The organism is Streptomyces sp. ISL-98, assembly GCF_018614055.1.
GTDB lineage: Bacteria > Actinomycetota > Actinomycetes > Streptomycetales > Streptomycetaceae > Streptomyces > Streptomyces spiramyceticus.
On the sequence record NZ_JAGGPB010000023.1, the window covers coordinates 55,633 to 70,578 of the forward strand.

A 14,946-nucleotide genomic window follows, 5' to 3' on the forward strand; every position below is an offset into this window, starting at 1 on the left:
GGGGCTGTGCGGGTCAGCCTTCGGAGGGGGCGTTCCCGTCCAGGCCCAGGTGCCGCGCCCAGGCCCGCACGGTGGGTTCGACGGCGAGCGTGGCGAAGTCCACGTCCAGGCCGCTGCGCCGCCAGCGGCCGCTGAGCCGCATGAGCTGAATGGATTTGAGTCCCAGTTGGGCCAGGTTGGCATCGTCGGCTATCTCCTCCGGGGCGATGCCGAGGACCGTCGCCACGGCCTCCCTGATCTCCTCGGGGGTGAGCGTGGGCGCGCTGGTCATCAGAAGTGCCTTTCTGCAGTACGGGTACGGGTCAGCCGTGTGCGGCGGGCGGCGCGGTGATCTGCACGACGGCGCAGCCCGCCTCCATACCCTCGGTGGCTCCGACGAGCAGGACGTGGTCCCCCTCGGTCACCTGGCCGGTCTCCCACAGGTGTTGCAGGCCGAGGACCAGGTCGCTGACGCTGGCGTGGCCGATGGTCCTGATGTATTCCCAGGTCCCGACCTCGGCCGACACCTCCAGCGGGTCCAGGATCATGGCGTGCAGCGCGTCCTCGTTGAAGCCGATGTGGGCGACACGGGTGATGCTGTCCCACCCGACGCCCGCCTCGGCCAGCGTCTGCTCGGCGGTCTCGGCGACCAGATCGCCGAACCGCTTCACCGCGGCGATCATGTCGAGCGGAGCGGCGCCCGGCCGCTGGGACCACGCCTCCAGCCGAGGCGCGACGTACATCGGGCGGTCCGGGTGCCGGGCGGGCGGCAGCAGCGGCTCGGCACCGCGGTGCATCGCCTCCAGGCTGGACTCGGACCGCGAGCCGACCGCGAGCAGGCGCGCGAACCCGGAGCGGGTGGACGCCACCAGCGCGGCGGCACTGTCCGCGTACATCGCGTGGTCGGAGTCCCGCCAGCGGTCGACCAGCGGCGTGGAGAAGTTGTCCGCGGCCGTGATCAGGACCGCCTCCTTGCCCGGGGTGGTGCCCAGCAGCCCGGCGGCCAGCCGCAGCGAGGTCAGCACGGACAGGCAGCCGTGCCGGATCTCGGTGGCGACGACGGGCTGGTTCAGCGTCCGGTGCAGCACGTAGTGCGGCGCCGACCAGCCTTCGGGGCCCTGGTAGTAGGCGCCGCTGTGCAGCAGGGCCGCGAAGTCCTCGGGCCGGTGGCCGGACCGTTCGACGGCCTTCGTGGCCGCGTCCACCGCCATGTCCACGGCGGCCAGTTCGGTTTCCACCGCGACGGCTGTGATGCCCGACTCCTTGGCAGCGGTGCTGTCGATCCAGCCCTGGCGCGCCGCTTCCCGCACGGGCACGGTCCTCGGCACGTACGTGCCGATTCCCGCGAGATAAATGTTGTCGACCTTCACCGGTGTCCCTTTCGACGGTGGCTGTTCCTGTTGCTCGTCCGCGAGCTGTCCGAGGCGGTGCCGGTCACAGCGGGAACGGCTCCAGCTCGCCGGAGATCACCTGATCGCGCAGTGTCTTGCGGTCGACCTTCCCGTTGGCGTTCAGCGGGAAGGTGTCCAGGGCGTGGAAGGTCAGCGGGATCATGTACGGGGGCAGGGACTCGCCCAGTCCCTTGTCCACCGCGTGCATGTCGATGTCGTCGCCGGAGACAATGGCGGCCAGCACCGCGGAGCCGTCCTCCTCGCCGGGCACGGCCAGCACCACGGCCTGCGCCACCCCTTCCTGCTGGAGGAGGTGCGCCTCCACCTCGCCCGTCTCGATGCGGTGGCCGAGGATCTTCACCTGGGTGTCGAGGCGGCCGATGTAGATGTACTCCCCGTCGGCGGTCCTGCGGCCGAGGTCGCCCGTGCGGTACCACCTGCGGGGCTCGCCGTCGTGCTTCGTGGTGTGGAAGGCGCGCGCGGTCTGCTCCGGTGCGTTCCAGTAGCCCGCGAACACCTGCGGTCCGTACAGGCAGAGTTCACCCGTCTCGCCGTCGGGCACCGGGGTGCCGTCCTCGGCCAGTACGGCGACCTCCATGCCCGGGTACGGTGCGCCGATCGGCACGATCCCGTTCACCGAACGCTCCGGCGAGGTCCGCGGGTCCCAGCGGTGCACCAGGCACGCGACGGTCGCCTCGGTCGGCCCGTAGAGGTTCTCCAGCACCGACCCGGAGGCCGCCTCCTGCCAGGCCCGGGCGGTCGGCGCGGGCAGCGCCTCGCCGCAGAACAGACTCCAGCGCAGGGACGGCAGACTGCCTGGTTCGAGCAGTCCCTTGCGCGCCTGGAGTGCGGCGACGGAGGGCACCGAGAGCCAGACCGTGATGCCGTGTTCGCGAATGAAGCCGAGCGGCGACAGAAGCTGGTGGGAGTCCATGGGCACCAGGCACGCCCCGCTGCGCCAGGCCATGAACGGGTCGAATATGGACAGGTCGAAGGTCTGGTCGGCCGTGTGCGTGAAGCGGTCGTCCTCCGTGAACCCGTACCGCTCGGCGTTGACGCGCAGGAACCAGGCCACGTTGGCGTGCGAGACCGGAACGCCCTTGGGGCGGCCGGTCGAGCCCGAGGTGAACAGCAGGTAGGCGGCGTCGTCGGGGTCCGGGAACACCGGCCCGGCCAGGGGGGTGCAGCCCTCGACGCCGCCACGGGTCATTACCGGTACGGCGGCGGGGATGCCCGGGGGCGCCTCGGCCGTCTCCGGCAGCAGGGCCGCAGGGGCGTCCGTCATCTCGCGCAGCAGCTCGGCGAGCTGTCCGGCCGAGCCGTGTTCGGCCAGGATCACGTCCAGACCCGCGCGCTCGGCGATGTCCTTGTTGCGGGCAACCGGGTACTTCTTGTTCAGCGGCACCGCTGTGGCGCCGGCGTAGAGGGCCGCCAGGAAACCGGCGTACGTGACGAGGCTGCGGTGGCCGAGGATCCCCACCCGCCTCGGCCGCTTACCGGCCTTGATGAGCGCGGCGGCCCAGACACGGGCCACCCCGTCCAGCTCCGCGTACGTCCAGGAGCGCCCGTCGAGGAGCAGGGCCGGGCGACCCGGGTGGCACTGCGCGGAGGAGTGGAAGCCGGCGTGGAGGAAGTGAGAGGCAGTGTCCTGCATGGTGTGCTCGCGTTCCGCTTCGATGGGGTTCTCGAAAGCCCCGTAGGGCTTCGAAAGGTCAGGTCCGGCGGCGGGTGTCACGGCTGGAGCCGGCTGATGTTCCAGCCGCCCTCGCAGCGGTCGTAGCGCAGCCGCTCGTGCAGGCGCTCGGTGCCGTTGGCCCAGAACTCCACGCTCTCGGGCCTGAGTCGGTAGGCAGTGAACGAGCCGGGACGCGGCAGCGGCCCGCTCCCGGCCAGCTGCCCGGCCCGCTCGCGGAGTTCCGCCACCTCGTCGAGGCCGTCCAGCGGCTCGCTCTGCCGGGACGCCGTCGTCATGGCGTGGGTGAACACCGCGCGGGCGGCCCACAGGGCATCGGCCTCGGTGTCGGGCAGCCGCTCGACCGGCCCGGCGACAGTGATCTGCTGACTGCTCTCCCGCCAGTACAGAACGCCGGATGCCCACGGGTTGGCAGCCAGCTCACGGCCCTTGCGGCTGCCTTGGTGGGTGACGAAGACGAGTCCCGCCCCGGTCACCCGGCTCACCACCAGGATCCGGGACGAGGAGCGGCCCCGGACGTCGGCTGTGGCGAGCGCCAACGCCCTTGGTTCGCGGACCTGTTGGCGCTCCGCTTCGTCGAGCCAGGCGCTCAGCAGCCCCATCGGCTCCGGGGGCGGGGCCGCGAACTCGGGAAAGGCGATCTCCACGGTCCCGGTGAGGGTTTCCGACCTGGTGCTGCTCATGATTTTCTCCGTGTGGCGGACGTGGGGCGGCGGCCGGGCGCTGCGGTGATCACAGATGCAGCGTCCCCTCGATCACGACGACGCCGTCACCGCCCACCTCGACCGAAGTGACCTGGTCCCCGACGCCCTCGACGAGCGCGCGCATCGGCGACGGCCGGCCCATCTCGACGCCCTGGGTGATCTCGATGCGCTGCCCGTAGTCGACGAGCCCGCGCCGGGCGAGGTGGATGGCGATGGGTCCGGCCGCCGAACCGGTGGCCGCGTCCTCGACGACGCCGTACGCGGGCGAGAACATCCGGTTGCGCCACCGCGTCCCCGACCCGGCGAAACAGTTGGCCGCCATGTCGGGGAACTGCGCGAGGGCACGGTGGTCGGGCGTGAGGGCGGAAAGCTCCTCGACGCTGCCCAGGCAGACGAGGACGTGGCGCGGGCCGTTGCGGTAGACCTCCACCGGCAGCGCGGGGTCCGGCACGCCCAGCGCGGCCAGCAGCTCGTCGGCCTGCTCGAACGGCTCCCAGTCCGGTACCGGCTGTCGCATCCAGGCAGCGGTCACCACGCCGTCCTTGCGCACCAGCTCGAAGGGAATGACGCCCATGGCGGTCTCCAGCTTCAGTTGGTCCGCCGGGGTGCGGTTGCCGAGCGCGATGGCGGTGCCCAGCAGCGGATGCCCCGCAAACGGGAGCTCGTTGACGGGCGTGAAGATCCTGATGTGCGCGTCGCTGCCCTGCTCGGGGCGCAGCACGAAGGTGGTCTCCGAGAGGTGCAGCTCGGCCGCGATGCGCTGCATCTGCTCGGCGGAGAGGTCGTCGCCCTCCAGGAATACGGCCACCGGGTTGCCGTGCAGCGGCCGGGTGGCGAAGGCGTCGACGACGACGTAGGAATGCATCTGCTTCTCCCGCTGGTCTCTGGTCATGGGCCGAGCAGGTCCGTCACGGCGGCGGCGACGATGCGCGGACCGTCCTGGGTGAGCACCGATTCGGCGTGGAACTGCATGGACGCGAAGCGCGGGCCGCGCAGTGCGTGCACCTCACCGGTGAGGGCGTCCCGGCTCACCTCCACGACGCCGATGCCCTCGACGTCGGCCTTGTCCTCGGCGCTCCGGGCGGCGAACGTGTTGTAGAAGCCGACCCGTTCACGGCGGCCGAAGAGGTCGATCTCCTTCTGGACGCCCTGGTTGGGGGCGTCCAGCCGGCGTACTGCGAAGCCCAGTCCCAGGCTGAGCACCTGATGGCTGAGGCAGACGGCGATGAACGGGCTGTCCCGGTCCAGCAGGGTGCGAACCGCCGCGTGCAGGTGCCGGATCTTGGGGTGGCTGCGGTCGCCCGGGTCGCCGGGGCCCGGCCCCATGACGACGAGGTCGTAGCCGTCGAAGGCGTACTCCTCGTCGAAGCGCCGTACCGTCACGTCCAGACCCATGGCCCGGAGCTGGTGGGCGATCATGGATGTGAAGGTGTCCTCGGCGTCGACGACCAGCACCTCGCGGCCGGCCAGACCTGGCAGCGGCTGCGTGCGGTCGCCGGTGTCCCGGAGCCAGAAGTCCGAGAGTGATTCGTTGCGCCGCTCCAGTGCGGCTCGTACGCCCGGGTGGCCGGCGAAGCGTTCGCTGCCGCCGGACTCGAGGGCGGCGACCAGCCCGGACACCTTGGCGTGGGTCTCGGCGGCCTCCGCGGCCGGGTCCGAGTGGCGTACCAGGGTGGCCCCGACGCCGATGCTCAGCCGGCCCGTGCTGTCGATGTCCGCGGTGCGGATGAGGATCGCGGAGTCCAGGGCGCGGCCGCCGTGCTCGTCGCGCCCGATGAGCGCGGCGATCCCGCTGTAGTAGCCGCGCCCGTTCGGCTCGTACGCGTCGATGACACGGCAGGCGCTCTCCAGCGGCGAGCCGGTCACTGTCGGCGCGAACATGGTCTCGCGCAGGATCTCGCGCACGTCGCGGGTGGTGTGCCCCTCGATGAAGTACTCGGTGTGCGCCAGGCGTGCCATCTCCTTGAGGTACGGGCCGATCACCCGCCCGCCCGACTCGCAGATCCGGGCCATCATCTTCAGTTCCTCGTCGACGACCATGTACAGCTCGTCGGTCTCCTTGGGGTCGGCGAGGAAGGCCATGACGTCCGGCAGGTTGGGGCCGGCCTGCGGGTAGCGGTACGTACCGCTGATGGGGTTCATCACGGCCCTGCCTTCGGCGAGGCTGATGTGCCGCTCGGGCGAGGCGCCGACGAAGGTGCGCTCGCCGGTGTGGATGAGGAACGTCCAGTACGCGCCCACCTCCCGCTCCAGCAGCCGCGCGAAGAAGGACAGCGCGCTGTCCGGTCCGTAGTCGGTGATGTCCGCGACGAAGGAGCGTTTGATGACGAAGTTCGCGCCCTCGCCGGTGCCGATCACGTCGTCGACGACCGTGCGGACGGTCTCCTGGTAGGCGTCGTCGGCGACGTCGAAGTGCTCGCCGCTCAGCACCGTCGGCACTTGCGGCAGGCGGGGCAGCACCTCGGCGAGGGGCAGCCGCTGCTGGCCGGTGACGCTCAGCGCGATCAGTGGGGCGCCGTCGTCGGGTACCGCGTACCCGCGCTCCCTGACCTGCCGGTACGGGACGACGACGAGAACTTCGTGGTGCGCGCCCGTGGGCCGCCCCGGCCCGTCGGGCAGGGGGATGCCGGCGAGCGTCTCGAGCGTCGACACGTCGCCGACGAGTACGTCGACGGTGTCCGCGCCCGCGGCCTCGGGCCGGTGCAGCAGGGCGAAGGGGCCCGGACGGTCCGCCAGTACGCGTCCGAGCAGGTCGCGGCCGAGCAGGTCGCCGGCCGCCGGCGGTGGAGTGGTCCGGCGCCCGGTCACGCGAACACCTCTTTCGCCGTGACGACGGCGGCGCAGCGTTCGGCCGCGTAGCTGATGGCCAGCCGGTGGTAGTGCTCGTTGAAGTCGGCGACGGCGTCGGCGACGAAGAACGGCTGGATGTCGTTGGTGAACGCCTCGACGGCGGTCATCAGGACTCCGACGTGCGCATAGACGCCGCACAGGATCAGCTGGTCGCGGCCCGCCTCGCGCATCCGTTCGAGGAGCGGGGAGTTGAAGAAGGCGCTGTAGCGCCACTTGGTCAGCGTCCAGTCGCCGTCGATGGGCGCCAGTTCGTCGACCACCGCGCGGTCGGCCGGCTCCGGGCGCATGCCGGGCCCCCAGAAGTCCTTCAGCAGACCGCGCTGTTCCGCGGTCATGCCGCCGGGCTGGGCGGTGTAGGCCACCGGGACCCCGGCGGCGGCGCAACGGTCGCGCAGCGCGGCGGCGTTGCTCACCAGTTGCTTGCGTACGTCCGCCGGGAAGGGGGTGAGGAAATAGCGCTGCATGTCGTGGACGAGCAGGACCGCGCGGTCCGGGTCCGGGGTCCACCGGGCGGTGTTGGGGGGCAGGTCGCCCGCGGTCGGAAGTGCGTAGGACTCGATGGGGGGTATGCCGGACATGGCTTCGCCTTCCTGTGCCTGCATCAGGGCTCGGACGCGCCCGGAATCACGCGGTCCAGGCGGAGACCACCGAAACGGCCTGCCGCGGGTTGAGCCTCGGGTCGCAGAACGTCGTGTACTTGTCGCCGACGTGGTCCAGATCGGCCTCGCAGGAGACGCACTCGGTGACGTCGTTGGGGGTGGTCTCCAGGTGCAGGCCGCCGCATACGCCGCCGGCGGCCCGCACGGCCTGCTGGAAGGCCACGACTTCGCGCGAGACGGTCTCCACGTGCCGGGTCTTGTTCCCGTCCGGTGCCGGGACGGTGTTGCCGTGCATCGGGTCGGTCAGCCAGATGACCGGGTGGCCCGCCGCGCGTACGGCTTCCACCAGCATGGGCAGCCGCTCCGCGACGCGGTCGGCGCCCATCCGGGCGATGAGGGTGAGCCGTCCCGGCTCCCGGTCGGGGTCGAGCCGCTCACACAGGGCCAGCAGCTCCGCGGGCTCCATCGAGGGGCCCACCTTGCAGGCCACCGGGTTGTCCACCTGGGCGAGCAGCGCCACATGGGCGCCGTCCAGTTGGCGGGTGCGCTCGCCGATCCAGGGCCAGTGCGTGGAGCCGAGGAACAGCTTGCCCCGCTCGTCGGTGCGCAGCATGGGGATCTCGTAGGCGAGCAGCAGTGCCTCGTGGCTGGTCCACACCAGCGGTCCGATGGGGTCCTGGCCCGCCGCCCGGCGGCGCCAGCCCAGATACTCCATGATGTCGCCGGCGGCCATGTAGCCGGTCAGGATGCGCAGCGGGTCGGGGCGCCTGGCCTCCGGATCCGGTTCGATCCCGTTCACCATGTGCCCGCGGAACGTGGGGATTTCGACGCCGCCCACGGTCTCCGTGGGGCTGGAGCGGGGCTTGGCGAACTGGCCCGCGATGCGCCCCACCCGGATGACGGGCTTGTGCGCCTTCATGCGCAGCGTACCGGCGAGCACGTCGAGGAGTGCCGCCTTGCGCGAGACGTCGTGGGGCGTGCACTCGCCCGGGTCCTCGGCGCAGTCACCGGCCTGCATCACCATGGCTTCGCCCGCGGCCACGCGGGCCAGGGAATCGTGCAGCACGCGCAGATCGGCCGCCTGAACGAGTGTGGGCCTGCCCGCAAGCGCCTCTCCCACGCGGTCCACCTGCGGCAAGTCGGTCCATTCGGGCTGCTGCAAAGCGTCGCAGCTGCGGATATCACGCAAGACTTCGTCCACAGGAGTCTCCAATGTGGCGGCGGGGCCGACGGTCAGGTGGGTATGCCTTCGCGCTTGATCTCCGGAACGGGAATGCTGAGCGCACGGAGCTGCTCGAAGGGATTCATGAACTCCCGGTTCTGCTTTACTTTCCCGTTCTCCAGCTCGAACGAGTGCAGGAAGTGGTTCTGGTAGTAGCCCTCGGGGTAACCGGCGAAGCGGATCTTGCCGCGGCCGTCGCACTCCACCCAGAAACGGTTCGGGTCCTGGGTCTCGAAGACCTGGATGTTGTACCACTCCCAGTCGGGAAAGCATTTCAGGGACCACACGGCATGCTCCGCGAGCCGGTCGCGGCCGTTGATGACGATCGGGGAGCCGGTGTCGGTGGTCCACAGGCCACCGCTGCCGTCCTCGGTGAACAGGGTGTGACGCTGGAGCCGGTCCTGGCCCTTGGTGGCCATGTACCGCTCCACCGTTGCCCGGTTGATCCGGCGCAGTTCGACTTCGTCGGTAAAACCCCGGGATTCCGCGGATTCCGGCATGCCTGGCCTCCAGAACGGTGAGATACGAAAGGGAATTGAGGCCCCGTGGAACGCGCCGGCCGGACGGATCCGGCGCGTGATCACACTGCGCCATGGCCACAAGTCTTGCCGGTCGGCACGGTTCGTACAAGAAATCGATCATCAGATCAAGGTCAGGATCTGTCATGCCGGGCGAAGTCTTTGCAGGGAACCCGATGTACGTTAAATCGAGGTCAATTGCCCGGTAAATCGGCCACAGATGCCGTGCGCGTACCCGGCGGGAATGCAAGCTTTGTCCGGCGGGCGGCCGGAGATGTCCACAGCGGTCGGTCGGCGCTCCTGCTCCGGGCGGGTCTCCTCGCCCGGATGCGAACCGGATCGGCGGAGGTTCAGGCACGCCCGAGCTGGAATCCGACTCCGCGCACCGTGATGATCCAGTCGCTGGCGCCGAGCTTGTTGCGCAGGCTGCTGACATGGGTGTCGATGGTCCGCCGCGACCAGACGTCCCCCCAGACCTGCTGCATGATCCGCTTGCGCGGGACGACAGTGTCGGGGTGCGACGCGAGGAGGTGGAGCAGGTCGAATTCCTTGCGGGTCACCTCGATCCGCCTGCCGTCGAGGCTGACCCGGCGCGCGGCCGCGTCGATGCTCAGCGCGCCGTGCGAGATGACCGGGGCGGCCGGAGACTGCACCTGGACGCGGCGCATGACAGCGTCCATCCGGGCCAGCAACTCCCGGAATCCGTAAGGCTTCACGAGATAGTCGTCCGCGCCGGCCTGGAGTCCGAGCACCCGGTCCAGCTCGGTTCCCCTGGAGGTGACGGCGATGACCGGGACGGATCCGGCGGAGCGCACCCGGCGGCAGACCTCGAGGCCGTCGAGGTCCGGCAGTTCGAGATCCAGCAGCACCAGGTCGACGCCTTCCAGGGCGCGCAGCGCGGCCATCCCCGAGTCCACCCGCTGGACGTCGTGACTGTGCCGCTGCAGACCCCGCACCAGGAGCTCCGCGTCCTCGGCGTCACTCTCCACCACGAGCACCCGCCAGGCGGCGGACGGCCGGTGTCCCCCCACGTCTCCCCCTTCGAACAGTCCACTCAGCAAGCTCAGGACCTGCGGGGAGCACACACGCATGAAGCCCCCGCATTACGCTCAGGTAGCGTAACAAACCGAGTCCGCTGTTTTCTAAGCCCGCTGTGACGGCAGTGGGCCCCCGGGCCGAAGTGGCCCGGGGTTGACTATCCGTCAAAAGTTCCACCAATGCATCCAATTGACGATTGAATCAGTCGACGCACCGGGCAACCCTGCCTCGAAGGCCTCTACATAAACAGACCGTAGTGCTGGTTTTAACGGCCTCCGTCGCAGTAGACTCACGGAAAGTGACCGTCAAGCAACGACTGGCTCACAGATCTCTGTCAGATGAGAAGAGACAGGTGCCGCCACATGCAGCTACGCGCCGAACAGACCCGCAAGGCCATCATCGCCGCGGCAGCCGGGATGATCGACATCAAAGGGCTCAAGGACTCAGGACTTGTCGAGATCAGCAATGCCGCAGGCGTGAGCAAGGGCGCCCTGTACTTCCACTTCTCCTGCAAGGAGGCCCTGGCCTCTGCGGTGCGCGTCGAGACCCATAAGCAGGTGCGGCGGGTGGCAGAGCGCCACCTGTGCGGCCCCGACCCCGACCTCGCCACGCTGGCCCGGTTCCTCACCGAGCTCTTTGCCGCACTGCGCGAGGACACGGCGCTGCGCGCGGGACTGCGTATGGAGTCCGAGGAGCGGCCCGCCAACTGCGACGGGCCGCTCCCCCTGCGCCAGGAGTGGCTGCACTACCTCCACCGCCACTTCGCCTTTCCGGGTGACGGTGTCGCACTGCCGAACCTCCTCGCCACTGTCACGGTGGGCCTGGAGGCACTCGGCCGCGAGAACCACTATTGGTGGACGGAGGAGACGGTGAACGGCATCTGGGAGCTGCTGCTGCGCCTCGTCCCGGAGACGCCGGAGGCGGGCTCCGCCGACAGTTGAGGGCACGGCGATGTGACCGGGCCTGTGCTGCCGGGTGCGGACCGGGGGTCAGACGTGGGAGCGACAAGCGCGGCTACGTCTTCCTCGGCACCGCACCGGCAGCAGCCCTCGCCATCTGCCTCCGAACGTGATCGGCCGGACCAGGTCCTAGCGGAAGAGGCCCTTGATGTGCTCGGGCGCCTCGGTCCTTCCCCATTCCAGGGTCCGCTGCATGAGCTCGGGCGTGGCCTCGAAGCAGCGGTTGTCCGGAGCGCCGAGCTCGAACGGCGCGGGCAGGGCACTGGTCTCCCGGACCCGGGCGAGGATCTCCTGAGCGGCCTGCCCGGACGACACCGTTCCTGCCTCGACCTGTTGGCAGAGTTCCCGGGTGAAGGTCAGGAGTTGGCTGATGTCCCGGCCGGCGGGGGCCGCGAGTCCCGGGGTCTCGGTCTTCTCCAGGTCGCGCAGCACCTGGTCGTCGCGGTTCTCCAGGAAGGCGCGGTAGGCCCGTTCCAGGGTCATCGTGGGCATGATGCTGGTCGCTTTCCACACCCGGGAGACCGCGTTCCACAGTTCGTAGTCGCGGAAGCCGACGAAGGAGCTGTAGACCAGGTCGTCATGGACGTCGTACAGACCCTGCTGGAGGCTGTCGATGTAGGCGAACCGCTCGGTCGACCAGTCACCGTCCCGGGACGCCTCGATCAGGCGCCAGGCCAGCGAGTTGACGACCTCGAACGTGTTGGTCAGGCCGCGTGAGTAGAGCGCATCGATGAATCCCGCCGCGTGCGCGGTCAGGCAGTAGCGCTCGCCGACCGTCCGCGTCGCGGAGTACTGCAACCGCCCGGTACCGACCCAGGGGCGGACCGCCCTGGCGCCGGTGAACTGCTCCGCAATCTGCGGGAACCGTGCCAGGAACGCGTCGAACTCCTCCTGCGGGGAGTGGTCGGGCTTGGGGAAGACCCGTTCGTCCAGCGTCAGCCCCACACTGCACAGCGTGCTGAGCGCGCCCTCGTGGTTGTCGAACGGGATCACCCAGAGCCAGCCGCCGTCGAACACGTGGTGCAGGGTGCCGTTGTGCCAGGGGCTGGGCTGCTTGTGCGCGGCGGCCGCCTCGGCGTCGTCGAAGGGCGTGACGCCGACCATGTGCGTGAACAGCGTGCGCGAGTGGTGCCGCGCCCGCGTCGGCTCCTCGCGCAGGCCGAACTTCTCCGCCACCGGCGAGCGGAAGCCGCTGCCGTCCACCAGGTACTCGGCGTGGAACTCCTCCCCCCGGTCCGACCGGAGCACGACCCCGTCCGCGCCGGTGTCGATGTCCTGGATCCGGGTGGCCAGACGCGCCTCCGCGCCATAGCTGACGGCGAGGTTGAACAGGTAGGCGTCGGTGTCCTGGCGGAACAGGTGGCTCTCGGTGCGCTGCCACTCGGGAATCACCAACTGGTTGACCTGCTCCGGGTCCTGGGGCTTGCCTTCCTGGTGGTACACGAAGCCGAAGTTCTGCTTGCGGCCGCTCATCGGGGAGATCTTGTCCTGGATGCCACGGAAGCTGGCGAGCGGGGTGATCTCGGGAACCTGGTAGCGCTCAGCGATGACCTTGGTCATGGTCGAGGTGTACGGGATGGTCGACTCGCCCACTGCGAAGCGCGGGTGGACGCCCGCGTCGATCACCAGGACTTTCACGCCGTTGCGGGCGAGCACCGCCGCCAGCGTCCCGCCTGCCATGCCCGCGCCGAGGATGGCGACGTCGTAGCGCTTGTCGTCCCGCAGTTCGTTGTCCGTCGTGTTCACAGTTCACCTTTCAGAGATGTACAGCCGGGAGGCGGAGCCCCGGGGTCGGTGTCCTACTGGTGGGCGACGGGGTCCTTGCCGCCGCTGGTGGTGGTGTCCTGCGGCAACAGGACCCGGAGTTTGCGCATCTCTTCCTCTGCGGTGTGCTCGACCCGGTTCATGGAGATACGCAGCAGGGGCGGCGCCATCAGAGAAGTGAGCACCGCGACGAGCACGACGATGGAGTACATCTCCGCGGTCAGCAGCCCGAGCCGGACCCCGATCATGGCGATGATCACTTCGATCACGCCCCGGGCGTTCATGCCGGCGCCCAGGGCCAGCGACTCCCACCGGCTCATCCGGGTGAACAGCCCTCCGACGAAGGCGCCGAGGAACTTCCCGAAGACCGCGATGCCGAACACCGCGAGGCCCCACAGTGCGATACGCGGGTCGGCGAGGGCGCTGAGATCCATCCGCAGTCCCGCGGTGGCGAAGAACAGCGGTGCGAGGACCGCCATCACCGTGGTGTTCAGCGGTGACAGCGCCGTCCTGTCGATGTCCTTGGACGACCCGATGAGGACGCCGCACAGGAAGGCCCCGAACACCGCCTCCAGTCCCAGCGCGTGCGTGCCGGCCGCCGACAGGACCATCAGGACGACCGCGGTCATGACGGGCAGGCCGGGGACGCTGGAGCGGGTGGCCGCGCGCATGGCCGTACGCACGACATACCGGCCGACGGTCAGCGTGCAGATCAGGAGCACCGCCATGTGGCCGAGCGCGAGTGTCACCTCGCCGGTGTGCAGACCGGTGGTGGCCATGGCCGCGATTAGTGAGACCAGCAGCCACCCGACCGCGTCGTCAATCGTGCCCGCCACCAGGATCATCTGACCCACGTTCCGGTGGATCAGCTTCATGTCCAGCAGCGTTCTGGCGATCACCGGGATCGCGCTGACACACATCGCGACCCCGACGAAAAGCGCGAAGACCGTGGCGTCGGCGCCCTCGGCGCGCAGTTCCCCGGGAAGCATGAAGCCCAGCCAGACGCCGAGCATCAGCGGCAGGATCAGACCCGCGGCGCTCACCACCGCGGCCCGCGAGCCCTGGCGGCGTACCAGCTTGAGGTCCAGGTGCATGCCGGTGAAACCGACCAGCAGGATGACGCCGAACTGGCCCAGCGAGTCCAGCAGATGCATCTGAGCCGCGTCCTGCGGGAACAGCCAGTGACTCAGGCCCGGGGCCACCTGGGTCAGCAGCGACGGCCCCAGGACCACCCCTGCCGCCAGCTCTCCCACGATGGACGGCATGCCGAGGCGCCGGGCCAGCTGCCCCAGCAGCATCGCCGCCGCCAGCAGCACGCCGACCTGCAGCAGCAGGATCATCAACGCGTGGTTCGGGATCGGAGCAACCGCAGCGGCCGCCGATGTCATGAGTAACTCCTCTGCCGCGTGCACCTCGCGGGTCGTCGATGGAAGCAAGGCGTCCGGCGGGTGCCGGCTCGCGGTTCCGGGTCCGGCACGGGCGCCGTCACACCGCTGCCTGGAGGGAGCCCATCTCGCCACGGAAGAAGACGAGTGGCTGCTGACTCTGCTCCGGCACACCCAGGTCGACCACCTCGCCGACGAAGACGGTGTGGTCACCGACCTCGGAGGTGTCGACCAGGCGGCAGGAGAGGAAGGCCAGGGCGTCATTGAGCACAGGGACCCCCGTCACCGAGGGGCGGTGCGCCACGTCCTGCACCGCGGCCGTGGCTCTACCGGCGAACGCCCAGGCCAGCGGCTCCTGTTGGGCGGCCAGGAAGTTCACCGCATACGCGCGTGAGTCCTCCACCACCGCGCGCAGCCGCGATTCGCTGTGCAGGCAGAACAGCACCAGCGGCGGATCGAGGGAGACCGAGGTGAAAGAGTTGACCGTGGTCCCGGCCGCCTGCTCGCCGCGTCCGCTGGTGATCACCGTCACGCCGGTCACGAAGTGGCCGCACGCGCGGCGGAGCAGTTTCGCGTCGACCGGCCCGGCCTGGTTCAGTTCCTGACTGTCTGACGGCATCGGAGTCACATGCACCTCTTGGGTCGGAGAAGGCGAATCACGCTTCGCTCGGCGGGAGTTACGCACAAGTCGATACGGGGAGTACGCGGGCTCGGCCACGGCCACGGCCGGCGCTCGGCGCGGCGTGACCGGTTTCACTCGGTTTCCGTTGCCGGGGAGGTACTGGGTTCAGCCGCGTGGTGGGCGCGCCTCGGGCCTGCTCGGCCGGGCCGGAGGGCGGGCGGA

The 14,946-nt window shown here is 69.8% G+C and carries 14 protein-coding genes; 1 reads left to right on the forward strand and 13 read right to left on the reverse strand.

The genetic code is table 11. The features are described from left to right. Positions 1-13: 13 nt before the first annotated feature. The 10 genes from J7I98_RS16655 to J7I98_RS16700 all read right to left on the reverse strand — a co-directional run bounded on the left by J7I98_RS16655 (position 14) and on the right by J7I98_RS16700 (position 9,987). Positions 14-271 (reverse strand): phosphopantetheine-binding protein, encoded by a 258-nt coding sequence (locus J7I98_RS16655; protein WP_214921493.1) that lies wholly within the window; start codon positions 269-271, stop codon positions 14-16. Between the two features lie 31 nt (positions 272-302). After that, positions 303-1,349 carry a ketoacyl-ACP synthase III family protein gene (locus J7I98_RS16660; protein ID WP_214921494.1) on the reverse strand — a complete coding sequence of 349 codons (1,047 nt, stop codon included), beginning with the start codon at positions 1,347-1,349 and terminating at the stop codon, positions 303-305. Between the two features lie 64 nt (positions 1,350-1,413). After that, on the reverse strand, positions 1,414-3,105 hold the full coding sequence (locus J7I98_RS16665; protein ID WP_214921495.1) for a D-alanine--poly(phosphoribitol) ligase: 1,692 nt from the start codon (positions 3,103-3,105) through the stop codon (positions 1,414-1,416). Next, positions 3,102-3,746, reverse strand: a complete 645-nt coding sequence (gene phzG / locus J7I98_RS16670) for a phenazine biosynthesis FMN-dependent oxidase PhzG (protein ID WP_214921496.1) — start codon at positions 3,744-3,746, stop codon at positions 3,102-3,104. The genes J7I98_RS16665 and phzG overlap by 4 nt, the downstream gene beginning before the upstream one ends. A gap of 49 nt (positions 3,747-3,795) precedes the next feature. Further along, on the reverse strand, positions 3,796-4,659 hold the full coding sequence (locus tag J7I98_RS16675; protein WP_285438040.1) for a PhzF family phenazine biosynthesis protein: 864 nt from the start codon (positions 4,657-4,659) through the stop codon (positions 3,796-3,798). Continuing rightward, positions 4,656-6,575, reverse strand: a complete 1,920-nt coding sequence (locus J7I98_RS16680; RefSeq protein ID WP_308377827.1) for an anthranilate synthase family protein — start codon at positions 6,573-6,575, stop codon at positions 4,656-4,658. Before J7I98_RS16680 ends, J7I98_RS16675 begins: the two co-directional genes overlap by 4 nt. Continuing rightward, positions 6,572-7,195 carry an isochorismatase family protein gene (locus J7I98_RS16685; protein WP_214921497.1) on the reverse strand — a complete coding sequence of 208 codons (624 nt, stop codon included), beginning with the start codon at positions 7,193-7,195 and terminating at the stop codon, positions 6,572-6,574. Before J7I98_RS16685 ends, J7I98_RS16680 begins: the two co-directional genes overlap by 4 nt. A 46-nt stretch (positions 7,196-7,241) precedes the next feature. Beyond that, on the reverse strand, positions 7,242-8,417 hold the full coding sequence (locus J7I98_RS16690; protein WP_214921498.1) for a 3-deoxy-7-phosphoheptulonate synthase: 1,176 nt from the start codon (positions 8,415-8,417) through the stop codon (positions 7,242-7,244). 32 nt (positions 8,418-8,449) lie between these two features. Then, positions 8,450-8,938 (reverse strand): PhzA/PhzB family protein, encoded by a 489-nt coding sequence (locus J7I98_RS16695; RefSeq protein WP_214921499.1) that lies wholly within the window; start codon positions 8,936-8,938, stop codon positions 8,450-8,452. Positions 8,939-9,306: 368 nt separating this feature from the next. Next, entirely contained in the window at positions 9,307-9,987 is a 681-nt protein-coding gene (locus J7I98_RS16700; RefSeq protein WP_308377828.1) for a response regulator transcription factor, read from the reverse strand. 369 nt (positions 9,988-10,356) lie between these two features. Here J7I98_RS16700 and J7I98_RS16705 point away from each other — a divergent pair, with 369 nt between their 5' ends. After that, positions 10,357-10,935: a TetR/AcrR family transcriptional regulator gene (locus tag J7I98_RS16705; protein ID WP_214921501.1), complete on the forward strand. Its 579-nt coding sequence runs from the start codon at positions 10,357-10,359 to the stop codon at positions 10,933-10,935. A 147-nt stretch (positions 10,936-11,082) separates the two neighbouring features. Here the strand turns inward: J7I98_RS16705 and J7I98_RS16710 are convergent, their stop codons facing one another. The 3 genes from J7I98_RS16710 to J7I98_RS16720 all read right to left on the reverse strand — a co-directional run bounded on the left by J7I98_RS16710 (position 11,083) and on the right by J7I98_RS16720 (position 14,721). Next, a complete protein-coding gene (locus tag J7I98_RS16710; protein ID WP_308377829.1) occupies positions 11,083-12,699 on the reverse strand; it encodes a tryptophan 7-halogenase in 1,617 nt (538 codons plus the stop codon). Between the two features lie 53 nt (positions 12,700-12,752). Continuing rightward, positions 12,753-14,105, reverse strand: coding sequence for a cation:proton antiporter (locus tag J7I98_RS16715; RefSeq protein WP_214921502.1), 1,353 nt, complete (start codon positions 14,103-14,105; stop codon positions 12,753-12,755). A 97-nt stretch (positions 14,106-14,202) separates the two neighbouring features. Next, complete coding sequence (locus tag J7I98_RS16720; RefSeq protein WP_214921503.1) at positions 14,203-14,721, reverse strand: flavin reductase family protein; 519 nt, start codon at positions 14,719-14,721, stop codon at positions 14,203-14,205. Between the last annotated feature and the right edge of the window lie 225 nt (positions 14,722-14,946).